General features: G+C 70.3%; 12 protein-coding genes. 6 read left to right on the top strand and 6 right to left on the bottom strand.

What is annotated here, in order from left to right; all coding sequences use genetic code 11:
- Positions 1-21: 21 nt before the first annotated feature.
- Both HUT18_RS09745 and HUT18_RS09750 read right to left on the bottom strand, forming a co-directional pair.
- The gene (locus HUT18_RS09745; RefSeq protein WP_176099605.1) at positions 22-549 is read right to left on the bottom strand and encodes a DUF6879 family protein; all 528 of its coding nucleotides are present in this window, start codon (positions 547-549) and stop codon (positions 22-24) included.
- Positions 530-781, bottom strand: a complete 252-nt coding sequence (locus HUT18_RS09750; protein WP_176099607.1) for a hypothetical protein — start codon at positions 779-781, stop codon at positions 530-532. The genes HUT18_RS09745 and HUT18_RS09750 overlap by 20 nt, the downstream gene beginning before the upstream one ends.
- A gap of 262 nt (positions 782-1,043) precedes the next feature.
- On the opposite strand from HUT18_RS09750, the gene HUT18_RS09755 reads away from it, so the two are divergent.
- A complete protein-coding gene (locus HUT18_RS09755; protein ID WP_176099608.1) occupies positions 1,044-1,490 on the top strand; it encodes a hypothetical protein in 447 nt (148 codons plus the stop codon).
- A 77-nt stretch (positions 1,491-1,567) separates the two neighbouring features.
- Positions 1,568-1,948 (top strand): hypothetical protein, encoded by a 381-nt coding sequence (locus tag HUT18_RS09760; protein ID WP_176099610.1) that lies wholly within the window; start codon positions 1,568-1,570, stop codon positions 1,946-1,948.
- Here HUT18_RS09760 and HUT18_RS09765 read toward each other — a convergent pair.
- The 3 genes from HUT18_RS09765 to HUT18_RS09775 form a co-directional block, all read right to left on the bottom strand.
- The gene (locus HUT18_RS09765; protein WP_176104400.1) at positions 1,919-2,512 is read right to left on the bottom strand and encodes a phosphatase PAP2 family protein; all 594 of its coding nucleotides are present in this window, start codon (positions 2,510-2,512) and stop codon (positions 1,919-1,921) included. The genes HUT18_RS09760 and HUT18_RS09765 overlap by 30 nt on opposite strands.
- 200 nt (positions 2,513-2,712) lie before the next feature.
- Positions 2,713-4,038 carry a diacylglycerol kinase family protein gene (locus HUT18_RS09770; protein WP_176099612.1) on the bottom strand — a complete coding sequence of 442 codons (1,326 nt, stop codon included), beginning with the start codon at positions 4,036-4,038 and terminating at the stop codon, positions 2,713-2,715.
- Positions 4,039-4,204: 166 nt separating this feature from the next.
- Positions 4,205-6,769, bottom strand: a complete 2,565-nt coding sequence (locus HUT18_RS09775; protein ID WP_176099614.1) for an ATP-dependent Clp protease ATP-binding subunit — start codon at positions 6,767-6,769, stop codon at positions 4,205-4,207.
- A gap of 362 nt (positions 6,770-7,131) precedes the next feature.
- On the opposite strand from HUT18_RS09775, the gene HUT18_RS09780 reads away from it, so the two are divergent.
- Genes HUT18_RS09780 through HUT18_RS09795 form a run of 4 tightly spaced genes read left to right on the top strand, consistent with a single transcriptional unit; the run spans position 7,132 to position 12,263 of the window.
- Entirely contained in the window at positions 7,132-8,586 is a 1,455-nt protein-coding gene (locus HUT18_RS09780; protein WP_176099616.1) for an aspartate aminotransferase family protein, read from the top strand.
- The gene (locus tag HUT18_RS09785; protein WP_176099618.1) at positions 8,570-9,880 is read left to right on the top strand and encodes a lysine N(6)-hydroxylase/L-ornithine N(5)-oxygenase family protein; all 1,311 of its coding nucleotides are present in this window, start codon (positions 8,570-8,572) and stop codon (positions 9,878-9,880) included. Before HUT18_RS09780 ends, HUT18_RS09785 begins: the two co-directional genes overlap by 17 nt.
- Positions 9,877-10,446 carry a GNAT family N-acetyltransferase gene (locus tag HUT18_RS09790; protein ID WP_176099620.1) on the top strand — a complete coding sequence of 190 codons (570 nt, stop codon included), beginning with the start codon at positions 9,877-9,879 and terminating at the stop codon, positions 10,444-10,446. The genes HUT18_RS09785 and HUT18_RS09790 overlap by 4 nt, the downstream gene beginning before the upstream one ends.
- The gene (locus tag HUT18_RS09795; protein ID WP_176099622.1) at positions 10,443-12,263 is read left to right on the top strand and encodes an IucA/IucC family siderophore biosynthesis protein; all 1,821 of its coding nucleotides are present in this window, start codon (positions 10,443-10,445) and stop codon (positions 12,261-12,263) included. The genes HUT18_RS09790 and HUT18_RS09795 overlap by 4 nt, the downstream gene beginning before the upstream one ends.
- A gap of 179 nt (positions 12,264-12,442) precedes the next feature.
- Here the strand turns inward: HUT18_RS09795 and HUT18_RS09800 are convergent, their stop codons facing one another.
- Positions 12,443-14,101, bottom strand: a complete 1,659-nt coding sequence (locus HUT18_RS09800; protein ID WP_176099623.1) for a beta-N-acetylhexosaminidase — start codon at positions 14,099-14,101, stop codon at positions 12,443-12,445.
- Positions 14,102-14,205 lie beyond the last annotated feature (104 nt).

Genomic DNA, 14,205 nt, shown 5'->3' on the forward strand with positions numbered 1-14,205 from the left:
GCTGCGACTGAACCCTTCGCTCTAGCTGATCTTGTACTCGTCGTGCGGAATCGCCCGGGTCCACACCGACTCGAAGGCTGTGGCACACAGCCGGGCCGCCGCCGGGGCTTCGCTGATCTCCCCGGGTGCGCTGGCTCCTGCGCCGGTGAAGTGGTTCCAGCGGATGAGGCGCCCGTCAATCAGCCAGAAGTCGTTGCCCGGGAGGGCGATGTCGCTGGCCTGACGGCGAGGCAGCCATCGCACCTGTTCACCGACAGCCACATTGACGAGAGTTCCGGCGTGCTCGTACCGGATGTACTCACTCACCGGCTCGGAAACAATACGGGCCCGCCGCACCGAGACGCCTCGGGCTCTCGTACGGCGGATGAGTTCCGACCATGGTGCCCAGTACGCGGAGTCCGGGTCGGCATCGACTTCCCCGCTCGCCAGCCACCGGGCGAAGCCGTCGGATTCACCGGCGACTCCGTACACATCCCGCATCTCCAGGTGAACGGCCGACTCCTGCGCACCGTCGAGTAGTTCGGCGTAGCTAGGCACGTTCTGCGGCATCACACGCCTCCCTCAAGATCGGCACCATGCGGACCGGAATGCGGACCACCGTCTCGTGGTCGGGGATGCCCACCGCATGACCGGGCACCGTGAACTGCGCGCACTCCGCCTCGGTCTCCGCGTCGGGCCTCCAGCCCTGGATGACCAGCTCGCGCTTGCTCTCGTCGACCCAGACGGTTGGGCTTTCGCCCTGCCCGGTACTGGGATCAATTCCGATGAACCGTAGTGGCATCGCAGCCTCCAGCGCTCGCGGCGTACATGGATGTGCACAATCTCGACCCCTGAAGGCTGACTGGTCAAGCCCCAAAGCAGACAACAGCAATGGCCACCCCTGACTGCGAACATTCGTGAACATCGCTGGAAAGTGGTGGACGCACGTCCTTAGCGTCAGTCGGGACGACAAGCCAGAGACCGTTGCCGTCTTCGCCGTGGTTCTCGGCACGACGTCACAAGCAACCGACCGTGGCCAGCACGCTCACGCGAAGGAGCCTTCCATGCCCGCTCTTGCCACCGAATCCCGCCAGGGCCGGGACCTCATCGAGCCCGGGCTGTTCACCCGCCTCGCCACCTTCGTGGCGAACGAAGAGAAGATCACCACCGAGCGCGCCGAACGCGTAGTGGACCAGGCGCTGGCCTTCCTGCACATGTCGGCCATGCGCGACGAGCAGCTGTCGCCCTCCAAGGCCGTGGACCCCGGCTGGCACGCCTTCATGCTGCACACCCGTGAGTACGCCGACTGGTGTCAGGAGCGGTTCGGCCGGTTCATCCACCACAACCCCTTCCCCGTACCGCAGTTGTTCGACGGCGCCCGGATGCGGGCCACCGTCGACGCGATCCGCGAGGCCGGATTCACCGTGGACCCGGACCTGTGGGGCACGGCCGCCGACTGCAACCCGCCCGCCTGCTGCGGAGACGGCGGAGGCTGCGGCGGCAGCGAGTAGCTGGTCGTCCACCCTCCCCCGGGCGTGGGCCGCCGCCCCCTGACGACCCACACCCATCCACAGGACCGGAGGCGCCAATGCCCCCTGCGGAAACGGTCTCAGCCATCAGCCGCCTCACCCTGTTCCCCCTGGAGGAACTGACCGTCGCCTACACGACCCAGTCCAGCGACTCACGCGGACTCGGTGACATCGCCATCGTGTGCGTCGCCGAGCCCAACACAGTGCCGGGCGAGCGACTGTGGCAACTCGCCGCGACCATGTACGCCAACACCCCCACCACCATCACCCTGGCCCGCTGGATCCTCACCCAGTGCTCCCGCGCACGCATCTGCCGCTCCGCCCAGCACCCGGACCAGCCCCACACCAAATGGACGGCCGAACTCACCCGCACCGTGCACCTGGACGCCCTCTTCGCGAACCACGAGGCCCTACGGACGGGGCAGATCACGCTCCACTGAGGTCCCGCCCACGCCCCACGAGCTCCCTGCCCCCAGCACCATGGAGGCGCTCGCGATGCCGAGGACCGCGCCCGCGACCACATCCCCCGGGTAGTGCACGCCGGTGTGGACCCGGGAGTACCCCACGGCCCCCGCCAGGAGGCCGAGCGGCACCGCGACCACGGGCAGGACGCCTCCGGTGGCGGTGGCGAAGGCTACGGCCGAGGCGGTGTGCCCGGAGGGGAACGAGGCCGAAGTCGGCATGGGTACGTGCCGGTCCACGGCCACCCGGGCCGCCTCGCGGTCGGGGCGGCGCCTGGGGATCACGCGCTTGCCGACCAGGTTGGCCGCGGCGGAGGCCACCGCGATCGCCGCGACTCCCGCGAGCGCCGCCCTGCGCGGGCGGCCGGGGGTGATGGCGAGCGTCGCGGCCAGGGTGAGCGAGATCTTGGAGTGGTCGGCCGCCATGGACAACCGCCGAAGTGCCTTGTCCAGGGCAGGTGTTGGGGTGGCGGCGACAGCCGCGTACACGGCACCGTCGACCGTGCGCAGGTCGTGCAGCGCGGCGGCGACCGTACTCCGCAGGGCACGGGTGCGCGCGCCGGGACCCGTAGAGAAACCCTTGCCCGGATCCGCCGAGGGACCCTCACCCGGACCACCGGTAGAAGGGCCCTCGCCCGGACCCGTGGAGCGGCCCTCGCCCGGAGGCCCCGCCGAGGAACCCTCGCCGGAACCCCGAGCGCCATCGGACGCCTCACCGCTGCCGCGCTCCCCCCACCGGCCCCTCACCGGACACGTCCCAGAGCGAGTGCCGCGATCCACCGCCAGTTCAGGGGCGAGCTGGGTGCCTTGGTGCCCGGCCGGGAGCGGGGGACCAGGACGCGCAGGGCGCGGCGGCGGACGGTGCAGACCACGGGCGAGGGCAGGATCAGTGCCTCGCCGTCCACCGCGACCGGCATGGTGTCGGACTCGGCGGTGACCTCCACCGCGCGCGCGGTGAGGAAGTTGAGGCCCTCCGAGCGCCTGCCCCATACGGCGAGTTCGGCCGCCCGGGCGGCGCCCTCCACCCGGACCGCGATCACGCCGAGCTTTCCGCGGTCGAGTCGGGCGCGCATGCTGGTGGCGAGGACGTCGGGCGCGGCGTAGGGGTTGTTGCTGACGAGGATCGCCTGCTGGCCGGTGAGGTGCCGGTCCCCGGCCCTGGCTTCCAGGCGCGGGCCCTCCTCCCCCAGCAGATCGGGCAGCAGGCTGAGCGCGGTTCCGGTCTTGGCCTCGCGGTACTCGGGGCGCTGGACGATATCGGCGTACGCCCCGAAGGACACGGTGTTGACGAAGGCCCGGCCGCTGACCGTGCCCAGGTCGACGCGGAGTTCCTCGCCGTCGGTCAGGGCGTCGAGGCAGGTGGCCGGGTCCGCGCGGTCCAGGCCGAGGTCCATGGCGAAGTGGTTGCGTGTTCCGGCGGAGATCACCAGGAACGGCAGTCCGTACTCGGCGGCCACGCCCGCGACCAGTGCCTGGGTGCCGTCGCCGCCCGCGACGCCGAGCAGGTCGGCCCCGTTCTCGGCGGCCTGCCGGGCCAGTTCCTCCACGTCGGTCGCGCTCTGGGTGTCGAGCAAGTGCACTTCGGCACCGAGCTGTTGGGCTCGTTCCACCAGGTCGAAGTGGCCGACCTTTCCGTCGCCCGACTTCGGGTTCATGATCAGGAAGGCCCGGCGCGGGGGCGCGCCGAATTTGCCGCGCATCACATAGGACTTGCCGGTGGCGCGCAGGGCGGACCGGCCGAAGACCAGGGCCACGCCGTACAGGGCGAGGGCGACCAGCGCGTTGTCCCAGACGCCTTCGCGGATGTAGTGGACCAGTACGCCCGCGGGCGCGCCGACGGCGAGGAGCGCGCCGAGCAGCCGGAGCAGTCCGCGCCTGGCGAGCAGCCACCACAGGCCGACGGCCGAGACGACGATTCCGCCGAGCCCGGTCAGGAAGACCGCGGGGCCGACCTCGACCAGGGCGAGGACCAGGACGACGAATCCGGCCGCCACCGCGAGCAGCGCACAGCGCGCCAGTATCCGCGCCGTGCCGCGCGCGCTCTGCCGCGTACTGGTGGAACCACCCACCCGAGCCACCTCCGCCCCGGATTCCCGTCCGGCCGTGCACGGCGTCCCGGAACATGTGTCCGCGAGCCGTTACGACCAGGACCTCTCGTTGGCATCCGGTCCGGGTGCCGCCCGGTGGTGTCTGCCCCCGGACCGCCCGGTCATGCACCGTCGCCATGCGCCGTCATCATGCCCGGTCGGCGGCGGTTCCGGCTTCCTTCGCCGACGCGGCGGCCGCCTCCGCTCCGGCCTTGGCGCCGGACGTGTAGGCGCCGGACGCCTGACGCACCGTACACACAAGGGAGTTGTCGCGTACGTCGGCGACGAGGGTGTCCCCGGGTCCGGCCTCGCCCGAGATGATCAGCGAGGCGATGCGGTTGTCCAGTTCCGTCTGTACGGTCCTGCGCAGCGGGCGGGCGCCGAACTCGGGCTGGTGGCCGTGTGCGACGAGGAGTTTCCTGGCCGCGTCGGTGATCTCCAGGTCCATGTCCTGGGCGCGTACGCGGCGCCTGCTGTGGTCGAGCAACAGGTCGACGATCTCGGTGAGTTCGTCGGCGCCGAGGCCGTGGAAGACGACCGTCTCGTCGATCCGGTTGAGGAATTCGGGGCGGAAGCGCTGGTGCAGGTCCGCCATCAGCTCGTCCTTGATCTGCGAGACGTCGCCGCGGTGCGCCAGGATGCGCTGGGCGCCGACGTTGGAGGTCATCACGACGATGGTGTTGCGGAAGTCGACGGTGCGGCCCTGCCCGTCGGTCAGCCGTCCGTCGTCCAGTACCTGGAGCAGTGCGTTGAAGACGTCGGGGTGCGCCTTCTCCACCTCGTCGAAGAGCACCACGCTGTAGGGCTGGCGGCGGACCTTCTCGGTGAGCTGGCCCGCCTCCTCGTGGCCCACGTATCCGGGCGGGGCGCCGACGAGGCGGGAGACGGTGTGCTTCTCCTGGAACTCGCTCATGTCGAAGCGGATCAGCCGGTTCTCGTCGCCGAACAGCAACTCGGCCAGTGCCTTGGCGAGTTCGGTCTTTCCGACGCCGGTGGGGCCGAGGAAGAGGAAGGAGCCGACGGGGCGATCCGGGTCGCCCATTCCGGCCCGTGAGCGGCGGACCGCCTCACTGATCGCGACCACGGCCTCGTCCTGGCCGACGACCCGGCCGTGCAGCGCCTCCTCCAGCTTCATCAGGCGCTGTTTCTCGCCCTCGGTGAGCTGGGCGACGGGGATGCCGGTGCGCCGGGAAAGGACGTCCGCGATGTCGTCGACGGTGACCTTCATGACGCCCTCGCGCCGTTCGGCGATCGCCGCCAACTCCGCCTCGGCGCGGGCGATTTCGTCCTTGAGAGCCTGCGCCCTCTCGAAGTCCTCGTGCGCTACGGCCTCGTCCTTCTCGCGGGTCAGCCGGGTCAGCGCGTCCTCCTTGGCCACCGCCTCGGTCGACTTGCCGAGCGAGCGCAGCCGTACCCGGGCGCCCGCGGTGTCCATCAGGTCGATCGCCTTGTCCGGCAGGAACCGGTCGGTGACGTACCGGTCGGACAGCTCGGCCGCGGCGCCCAGGGCCTCGTCGCTGTAGCGGACCTGGTGGTGCGCCTCGTAGGAGTCGCACAGGCCCTGGAGGATCTGTACGGTCTCGGCGACCGTGGGCTCGGGCACCACGACCGGCTGGAAGCGGCGCTCCAGGGCGGCGTCCTTCTCCACGTAGCGCCGGTACTCGTCCAGGGTGGTGGCACCGACCACGTGCAACTCGCCCCGGGCCAGGGCCGGTTTGAGGATGTTCCCGGCGTCCATCGCGCCCTCGCCGCCGCTGCCCGCGCCCACCACGGTGTGCAGCTCGTCGATGAACAGGACCGTCGCGTCGGCGGCCGCCTTCACCTCGTCGATGACGTTCTTCAGGCGCTCCTCGAACTCCCCGCGGTACTTGGACCCGGCGACCATGGCGCTCAGGTCGAGCTGGACCACGCGCTTGCCCTCCAGGGACTGCGGTACGTCGCCGGAGACGATGCGCTGGGCCAGGCCCTCCACGATCGCGGTCTTGCCGACGCCGGGTTCGCCGATCAGGACGGGGTTGTTCTTGGTGCGCCGGGACAGCACCTCGACGGTCTGCTCGATCTCCTCGGCCCGGCCGACCACCACGTCCAGGGAGCCGGCCCGCGCCTCGTCGGTGAGGTCGCGTCCGTACTGGTCGAGGGTGGGCGTACGGCTCTCGGCGCGGGCGGACTCGCGCACCTCGCCCTGCTCGCTCCCGGCGCGCAGCAGGCCCCGGGTCTCCACGCCGTGCGCGCGCAGCAGCTTCGCGGCGGCCGAGTCCTCGTCGGCGGCGAGCGCGAGCAGGATGTGCTCGGGGCCGATGTAGGTGCTGTCCGAGGCCTGCGAGAGGGCGTGCGCGCGCAGCAGCGCCCGCTTGGCCGCCGGGGTGAGGTCCGGGCTCGCGGAGGTCTGCGGCCCCTCGCCGGGCAGGGCCCCGGCGATGTCCTCGGCGAGCCGGTCCGGGTCGGCGCCCGCCTCTTCGAGCAGGCCACGGGCGGCCTCGTTGTGGGTGCAGGCCCACAGCAGGTGCTCGGTGTCCAGGTCCATGCTGCCGTCGGCCGTGGCCCGCTGCGAGGCGGTCGCGATCAGCTCCTGCGCCGACTGGGTCAGCAGCCGTCCGATCGGTACGCGCTGCACCGCGGGCGGCGAGGACTGGGGCGAGGTGCCGAAGAAGCGGCTGAGCAGATCACCGAAGGGATCCGAGGATCCGTAGGAGCCGAAGGGGGAGAGCGACATGCCGAGCAGCCTCCTGAGCGCCGTCCCTGCCGGGCGCAGGGCTGTGTGCCGCGGCAGCCTTCGCCCCCGCGCAGCGGCTTCCCTCACACGGAAACAGCTCGGAGGTGGGGCCGCAACGCAAGGGCGTCCAAGGCGGGACCGCCGCCGCGGGCACCGGTCGGCGCCACGGAGGCGGAACGGTTCGGCCCAGTTTCGCCGTGTCCGGGCGGATGCCCGGCGTGCGCCGGCCCACATCGCGGTGCCGTCCCGGCCGAAACCTTTGCAGATTGAACTTAGGTTAGGCTAACCTAAGTTCATTCCCGCGGCCCTTCCCCGTCCTTTTCGACGGGTGCCGCCAAGTCCCCTCGACCGGAGGACCGTTCATGCGTTCGCACCTGCTCAACGACACGACCGCGGAGCGCTACCGACGCCACGCGACCGAGAGCATCGAACGAGTGGCCGCCAAACTCACCGCCACCAAGCGGCCGTTCACCGGAGTCACGGTGGACGCGCTCGCGCCCCTGGTCGAGGCGGTCGACCTGGACAGCCCGCTGCACGACACCTCCGCCGCCCTCGACGAGCTGGAGGAGCTGTACCTGCGGGACGCCGTCTACTTCCACCACCCCCGCTACCTCGCCCACCTCAACTGCCCGGTGGTCATCCCCGCGGTGATCGGCGAGGCCGTCCTGTCGGCGGTGAACTCCTCGCTCGACACCTGGGACCAGTCGGCCGGCGGCACCCTGATCGAGCGGCGGCTTGTCGACTGGACCGCCCGGCGCATCGGCCTCGGGTCCACCGCCGACGGGGTGTTCACCTCCGGCGGCAGCCAGTCCAACCTCCAGGCGCTGCTCCTTGCCCGCGAGGAAGCCGCGGCGGCCGGGCACACGGACCCGTCGAAACTGCGCGTCTTCGTCTCCGAGGCCGGGCACTTCAGCGTGCAGAAGTCGGCGAAACTGCTCGGGCTCGACCGCGAGGCGGTGGTCGCCATTCCCTGCGACAGCGACCGGCGGATGCGCACCCTGGCCCTCGCCCGGGAACTCCAGCGCTGCGCCGCTCAGGGCCTGGTGCCGATGGCCGTCGTCGCCACCGCGGGCACCACCGACTTCGGCTCCATCGACCCGCTGCCGGAGATCGCCGCACTCTGCGCCAACCACCGGGTGTGGCTGCACGTCGACGCCGCCTACGGCTGCGGGCTACTGGTCTCGAACAAGAACCGGCACCTGCTCGACGGCATCGAGTACGCCGACTCGGTCACCGTCGACTACCACAAGTCCTTCTTCCAGCCGGTGAGTTCGAGCGCCGTCCTGGTCCGGGACGCGAGCGCCCTGCGGCACGCGACCTACCACGCCGACTACCTCAACCCGCGCCGGATGGCCGAGGCCCGTATCCCCAACCAGGTCGACAAATCGCTGCAGACCACCCGCCGCTTCGACGCGCTGAAGCTGTGGCTGACGCTGCGCGTGATGGGTGCCGACGGTGTGGGCGAGCTCTTCGACGAGGTGTGCGCGCTCGCCCACGAGGGCTGGCGGATGCTCGCCGCCGACCCGCGCTACGACGTGGTCGTCGAGCCGCGGCTGTCCACCCTGGTCTTCCGCTACATCCCGGCCGAGGCCGGTGACCCCGCCGACATCGACCGCGCCAATCTGCACGCCCGCGCCGCCCTGTTCGCCTCCGGGGACGCCGTCGTCGCGGGCACCCGGGTGGACGGCCGCCACTACCTCAAGTTCACCCTGCTCAACCCCGAGACCACGGTCGCCGACCTGGCCGCCGTACTCGATCTGATCGCCGGCCACGCCGAGCAGTACCTGGGAGAGAAGAACCTTGACCGCGCTTCCTGAGACCTCCGCCCGGCCGGGGCGGCACGACTTCATAGGCATCGGACTCGGCCCCTTCAACCTCGGCCTCGCCTGCCTCACCGAACCGCTCGACGAACTCGACGGGGTCTTCCTGGAGTCCAAGCCCGGCTTCGACTGGCACTCCGGGATGTTCCTGGAGGGCGCGCACCTCCAGACGCCCTTCCTGTCCGACCTGGTCACCCTCGCGGACCCGACCTCGCCGTACTCCTTCCTCAACTACCTCAAGCAGTCGGGGCGGTTGTACGCCTTCTACATCCGCGAGAACTTCTATCCGCTGCGCACCGAGTACAACGACTACTGCCGTTGGGCCGCCGGGCAGTTGACCAACGTGCGCTTCAACTCCCCGGTCGCCGAGGTGACTTACCAGGAGGCCGACAAGCTCTACACGGTGCGCACCGCGAGCGGCCAGAGCTACCGGGCGCCGCGCCTGGTCCTCGGCACCGGCACTCCCCCGTACGTCCCCGAGGCGTGCGCGGATCTCGGCGGCGACGTCCTGCACAACTCGCGCTACCTCGACCACCGCGAGAAGCTGCTCGGCAAGAAGTCGATCACGATCGTGGGCAGCGGCCAGTCCGCCGCCGAGATCTACCACGACCTGCTCGGCGGCATCGACACCCACGGCTACCGCCTCGACTGGGTGACCCGCTCCCCGCGCTTCTTCCCGCTCGACTACACCAAGCTGACCCTGGAGATGACCTCCCCGGAGTACGCCGACTACTTCCACGCCCTGCCCGAAGCCACCCGGCACCGCCTGGAGAAGCAGCAGAAGCCGCTGTTCAAGGGGATCGACGGGGCGCTGATCGACGAGATCCACGAACTGCTCTACCGCAAGAGCCTCAGCGGCCCGGTGCCGACCCGACTGCTCACCAACTCCGCGCTCCGGTCGGCCAGTTACGACGAAGTGAGCGGTACGTACACCCTGGGACTGCGCCAGCAGGAGCAGGAGCGGGACTTCGAGCTGAGCACCGAGGGGCTCGTCCTCGCCACCGGCTACGAGTACCGGGTCCCGGAGTTCCTCGAACCCGTGCGGGAGAGACTGCGCTTCGACTCCAGCGGACGCTTCGACGTGGCGCGCAACTACGCCGTCGACGTCACCGGTGCGGGCGTCTTCCTGCAGAACGCCGCCGTGCACACGCACAGCGTCACCAGTCCGGACCTCGGGATGGGCGCGTACCGCAACTCCTGCATCCTGCGGGAGATCCTCGGCCGCGAGGTCCATCCGGTCGAAAAGTCCATCGCCTTCCAGGAGTTCGGCGCCCCGGGAGGCACGGCATGAGCGAGTTCCTGCACCACACGCACTTCCCCGCCACGGGCACCTTCTCGGTCGGACGGCTCGACCCGCTGATCCACTCCACGCTGCTGCACTCCTGGGTCACCCACGACAAGGCCGGTTTCTGGCTGATGCAGCACCTGCGCCTGGAGGAGGTCGAGCGCGAGTACCTCGGTATCGCCGCGCACCCCCACCACGACGCCTACCTCGGCTACTTCGAGGGCGTGCCCGCCTTCCTGGTGGAGCGCTACGACCCCGGGCACGTCGAGCTGAAGGGCCTGTACGAGCCCCAACAGGGCGATATCGGCATGCACTTCCTCACCGCGCCCTCCGAACGCCATGTCCCCGGTTTCACCCGGGCGGTGATCACCACGGTGATGGAGTTCCTGTTCGCCGACCCTGCCGTGCGCCGGGTGGTGGTCGAGCCCGACGTGCGCAACAAGGCCGTGCACACGCTCAACGAAGTCGTCGGCTTCGTGCCCGCCCGTGAGATCGACAAGCCCGAGAAGCGTGCCCTGCTGAGCTTCTGCACCCGTGCGCGGTTCGAGGCCGCGCGAGGAGCCGCCGTATGACGCAGACCACCACCCCCCACTCCCCCGCCGCGCCCGCCCCTTGCCCCCCGGACGCCGTGGAACACCTCACCCCCGCGCACTGGGCGCGGGCCAACCGGCTCCTGATCCGCAAGGCGCTCGCCGAGTTCAGTCACGAGCGGCTGCTGTGGCCCGCGCCGGAACGGGACGGTACGTACACGGTGGTGAGCGACGACAAGAGCGTGCGCTACCGGTTCGGCGCCCGTGTCTTCGAGCTGGACCACTGGCGGATCGACGCCGACTCCCTTACCCGCACCCGTACCGAGGACGGCGGTCAACTCCCGCTCGCCGCACTGGACTTCTTCATCGAGCTGCGCGACACCCTGGGGCTCGGCGAGGCCATCCTGCCGGTGTACCTGGAGGAGGTCTCCGCGACCCTGGCGGGCATCTGCTACAAACTCGGCAAACCGGCGCTGAGCGCCGCCGAACTCGCCCGCTCCGGCTTCCAGGCCATCGAGACCGGGATGACCGAGGGCCACCCCTGCTTCGTCGCCAACAACGGCCGCCTCGGCTTCGGCGGCCACGAGTACCACGCGTACGCGCCCGAGGCGGCCAGCCCCGTCCGGCTGCTCTGGCTGGCCGCGCACCGCGACCGCACCACGTTCACCTGCGGCGCGGGCCTCGACTACGACGCGCTGCTCGACGCCGAACTCGACGACGCGACCCGCGAGAGCTTCGCGGCGCGACTGCGCGAGCGCCAACTGGACCCGGCCGACTACCTGTTGATCCCGGTGCACCCCTGGCAGTGGTGGAACAAGCTCACCGTCACCTTCGCCGCCGAGATCGCCGAACGGCGCCTGGTCTGCCTCGGCGAGGGCCCCGACGCCTATCTCGCCCAGCAGTCGATCCGTACCTTCTTCAACACCTCCGACTCCTCGAAGCACTATGTGAAAACGGCGCTCTCCGTGCTCAACATGGGCTTTATGCGCGGACTTTCGGCCGCCTACATGGAGGCCACGCCCGCCATCAACGACTGGCTCGCCGAACTCGTCGCCACCGACCCGGTGTTGCGGGACACCGGCCTGTCCGTGATCCGTGAACGCGCCGCCGTCGGCTACCGCCACAAGGAGTACGAGGCCGCCACCGACCGCTACTCGCCGTACCGCAAGATGCTCGCCGCGCTGTGGCGCGAGAGCCCCGTACCGGCCCTCGGCGAGGGCGAGAGCCTCGCCACCATGGCCGCTCTGCTGCACACCGACCGGGACGGCAACTCCCTTGCCGCCGCCCTGATCTCACAGTCGGGACTGACACCCGCCGAGTGGCTGCGCGGCTATCTGCACGCCTACCTGACCCCGCTGCTGCACAGCTTCTACAAGTACGGGCTCGTCTACATGCCGCACGGCGAGAACGTCATCCTCGTCCTCAAGGACGGGGCGGTGCGGCGGGCCGTGTTCAAGGACATCGCCGAGGAGATCGCGGTGATGGACCCGGCGACCCAACTCCCGCCGGGCGTCGACCGGATCAAGGTGGACGTGCCCGAGGACAAACAGCTCCTGTCCCTCTTCACCGATGTCTTCGACTGCTTCTTCCGGTTCCTGGCGGCGGACCTCGCCGCCGAAGAGGTCATGGGCGAACGGGAGTTCTGGGCCGCGGTCGCCGAGTGCATCCGTACGTATCAGGAGTCGGTGCCCGAACTCGCCGCCAAATTCGAGAAGTTCGACCTCTTCGCGCCCGTGTTCACGCTGTCCTGCCTGAACCGGCTCCAGCTCCGGGACAACAAGCAGATGGTCGATCTGTCCGATCCGGCGGGCGCGCTCCAACTGGTCGGCAACCTCAAGAACCCGCTGGCGGCCGTCTGAGTCCGACGGTCCACCGGCACCGTCGTGGCCCGGCCACGGCGGCCCAAGAACGGGACGCCCCGGAGATACGGTCCTCCGGGGCGTCCCTCTTGTCGCGGGTACTTCAGGCTTGTCACAGGTACTTCGGGAACTGCGTAGCTCCCGAACTCCCTTGCCGCTGTTGGGCGTTGCTCGTGGCGTCAGCCCTGCGGCCAGTCCACCTGCGGCGACTTGTAGTAGCCGATACCGAGGGAGTCCCAGCGCGGGGCCTCGGCGGCGAGGCGCTCGCGGTAGCTCTCCCAGTCGTGCGCGGAGGCCGGGGACCAGCCCAGCTCGGCGATACCGGGCAGGCGCGGGAAGACCATGTAGTCCAGGTGCGCGGAGGTGGACAGGGTCTCCGTCCACACCGGCGCCTCGACCCCGGCGACCGACTCGGGCGGCAGGCCCTGGAGGTAGTTGCCCGGGTCCCAGTCGTAGGAGCGCTGCACCTCGACATAGCCCGCCCAGGACAGGCCGAGCGGGGTGTCCTTGGTGTACTTCATGTCGAGGTAGGCGCGGTCGGCCGGGGAGAGGATCACCTTGGCGCCCCTCTTCGCCGCGTCCACCACCTGCTGGCGCTCCTCCGGCTTCGTGGCGTCGTAGCCCCAGTACTGGAGGGTCGCGCCCGGCGCCGGCTCGGCACCCGCCAACTGGTGCCAGCCCAGCACCTTCTTGCCGTACTTGGCGACCACCGGCTGCACCTTCTTCATGAAGGCGACGTAGTCCTCGTGGCTGGTGGAGTGCGCCTCGTCACCGCCGATGTGGATGGTGTCCCCGGGCGTGAGCTCGGCGATCTCGCGGATCACGTCGTCCACGAAGTCGTAGGTCACGTCCTTGTTCACGCACAGCGAGCTGAAGCCGACCTCGGTGCCGGTGTACAGCGGAGGCGCGACGCCGTCGCAGTTCAGCTCGGCGTAGGAGGCGAGGGCGGCGTTGGTGTGGCCGGGCAGGTCGATCTCGGGGACGACGTCCATCTGCCGGGAGGCCGCGTAGTTCACCAGGTCCTTGTACTGGTCCTTGGTGTAGTAGCCGCCCTTGCCGCCGCCGACCTGGGTGGAGCCGCCGTACTCGGCCAGGCGCGGCCAGGAGTCGATCGCGATCCGCCAGCCCTGGTCGTCGGACAGGTGCAGATGCAGTTTGTTGATCTTGTAGAGGGCGGCCTGGTCGATGAGGCGCTTGACCTGGTCGGGAGTGAAGAAGTGGCGTGAGACGTCGAGCATCAGGCCGCGGTGCGCGTAGCGCGGCACGTCCTCGATGCTGCCGCCCGCCACCAGCCACGGGCCGGGCTGCTCGGAGCGCTGCTCCACGGCCGTCGGCAGCAGTTGACGCAGGGTCTGCACGCCGTGGAAGAGCCCGGCCGCCTTGCGGGCGGTGATGGTGACCGAGCCGGGCTTGCTGCTCAACCGGTAGCCCTCGTCACCGAGTTGGGCCTCGGCGGGGGCGAGCCGCAGCCGGATGCCGTCCCGGCCGTCGCGTTCGGTGAGCGGGAGCGCGTAGCCGGTGGCCGGGCGCAGCAGTCCGGCGAGGTAGCCGCCGACGCTCTCGGCGTCCTCGCCACCACTCACCCGGATCGGGGTCCGGTCGGTGAGGCGGTACGGCTTGCCGCCCGGCTCGACCGAGGAGGGCGCCGGGATCACCTGACCCAGCGGGCGGGGCTCGGCCGCTGCGCGGGCGGAGCCGGCGGCGGAGTGCGAGGGCAGGGCGGCCGCCGCGAGGACGCAGGCGAGAGCCGGGGCGAGCAGCAGCGCACCGATAACTCGGCGCTTGCGGCGATGGGTTGAGAGGTGCTGTCTCACAAACGGTCCCTTCGGCAGGAGCATCTGGGGGTGGGGAACAGCGGGTGGCCACATGAGTATCGGCCGTACGGCAATTGGTCAAGACCACTGCATACGATTGGGGCCTCGGAGCGCGCGGCGACGGTGCG

Origin of the sequence: Streptomyces sp. NA04227 (assembly GCF_013364195.1) — a bacterium.
Classification (GTDB): domain Bacteria; phylum Actinomycetota; class Actinomycetes; order Streptomycetales; family Streptomycetaceae; genus Streptomyces.

What these genes read in the sequence shown, in the direction of transcription:
- HUT18_RS09800 (WP_176099623.1), bottom strand. Translation starts at nt 14,101, where the DNA reads ATGCTCCTGCCGAAGGGACCGTTTGTGAGACAGCACCTCTCAACCCAT.
- HUT18_RS09760 (WP_176099610.1), top strand. Translation starts at nt 1,568, where the DNA reads ATGCCCCCTGCGGAAACGGTCTCAGCCATCAGCCGCCTCACCCTGTTC.
- HUT18_RS09790 (WP_176099620.1), top strand. Translation starts at nt 9,877, where the DNA reads ATGAGCGAGTTCCTGCACCACACGCACTTCCCCGCCACGGGCACCTTC.
- HUT18_RS09750 (WP_176099607.1), bottom strand. Translation starts at nt 781, where the DNA reads ATGCCACTACGGTTCATCGGAATTGATCCCAGTACCGGGCAGGGCGAA.
- HUT18_RS09795 (WP_176099622.1), top strand. Translation starts at nt 10,443, where the DNA reads ATGACGCAGACCACCACCCCCCACTCCCCCGCCGCGCCCGCCCCTTGC.
- HUT18_RS09745 (WP_176099605.1), bottom strand. Translation starts at nt 549, where the DNA reads ATGCCGCAGAACGTGCCTAGCTACGCCGAACTACTCGACGGTGCGCAG.
- HUT18_RS09755 (WP_176099608.1), top strand. Translation starts at nt 1,044, where the DNA reads ATGCCCGCTCTTGCCACCGAATCCCGCCAGGGCCGGGACCTCATCGAG.
- HUT18_RS09775 (WP_176099614.1), bottom strand. Translation starts at nt 6,769, where the DNA reads ATGTCGCTCTCCCCCTTCGGCTCCTACGGATCCTCGGATCCCTTCGGT.
- HUT18_RS09780 (WP_176099616.1), top strand. Translation starts at nt 7,132, where the DNA reads ATGCGTTCGCACCTGCTCAACGACACGACCGCGGAGCGCTACCGACGC.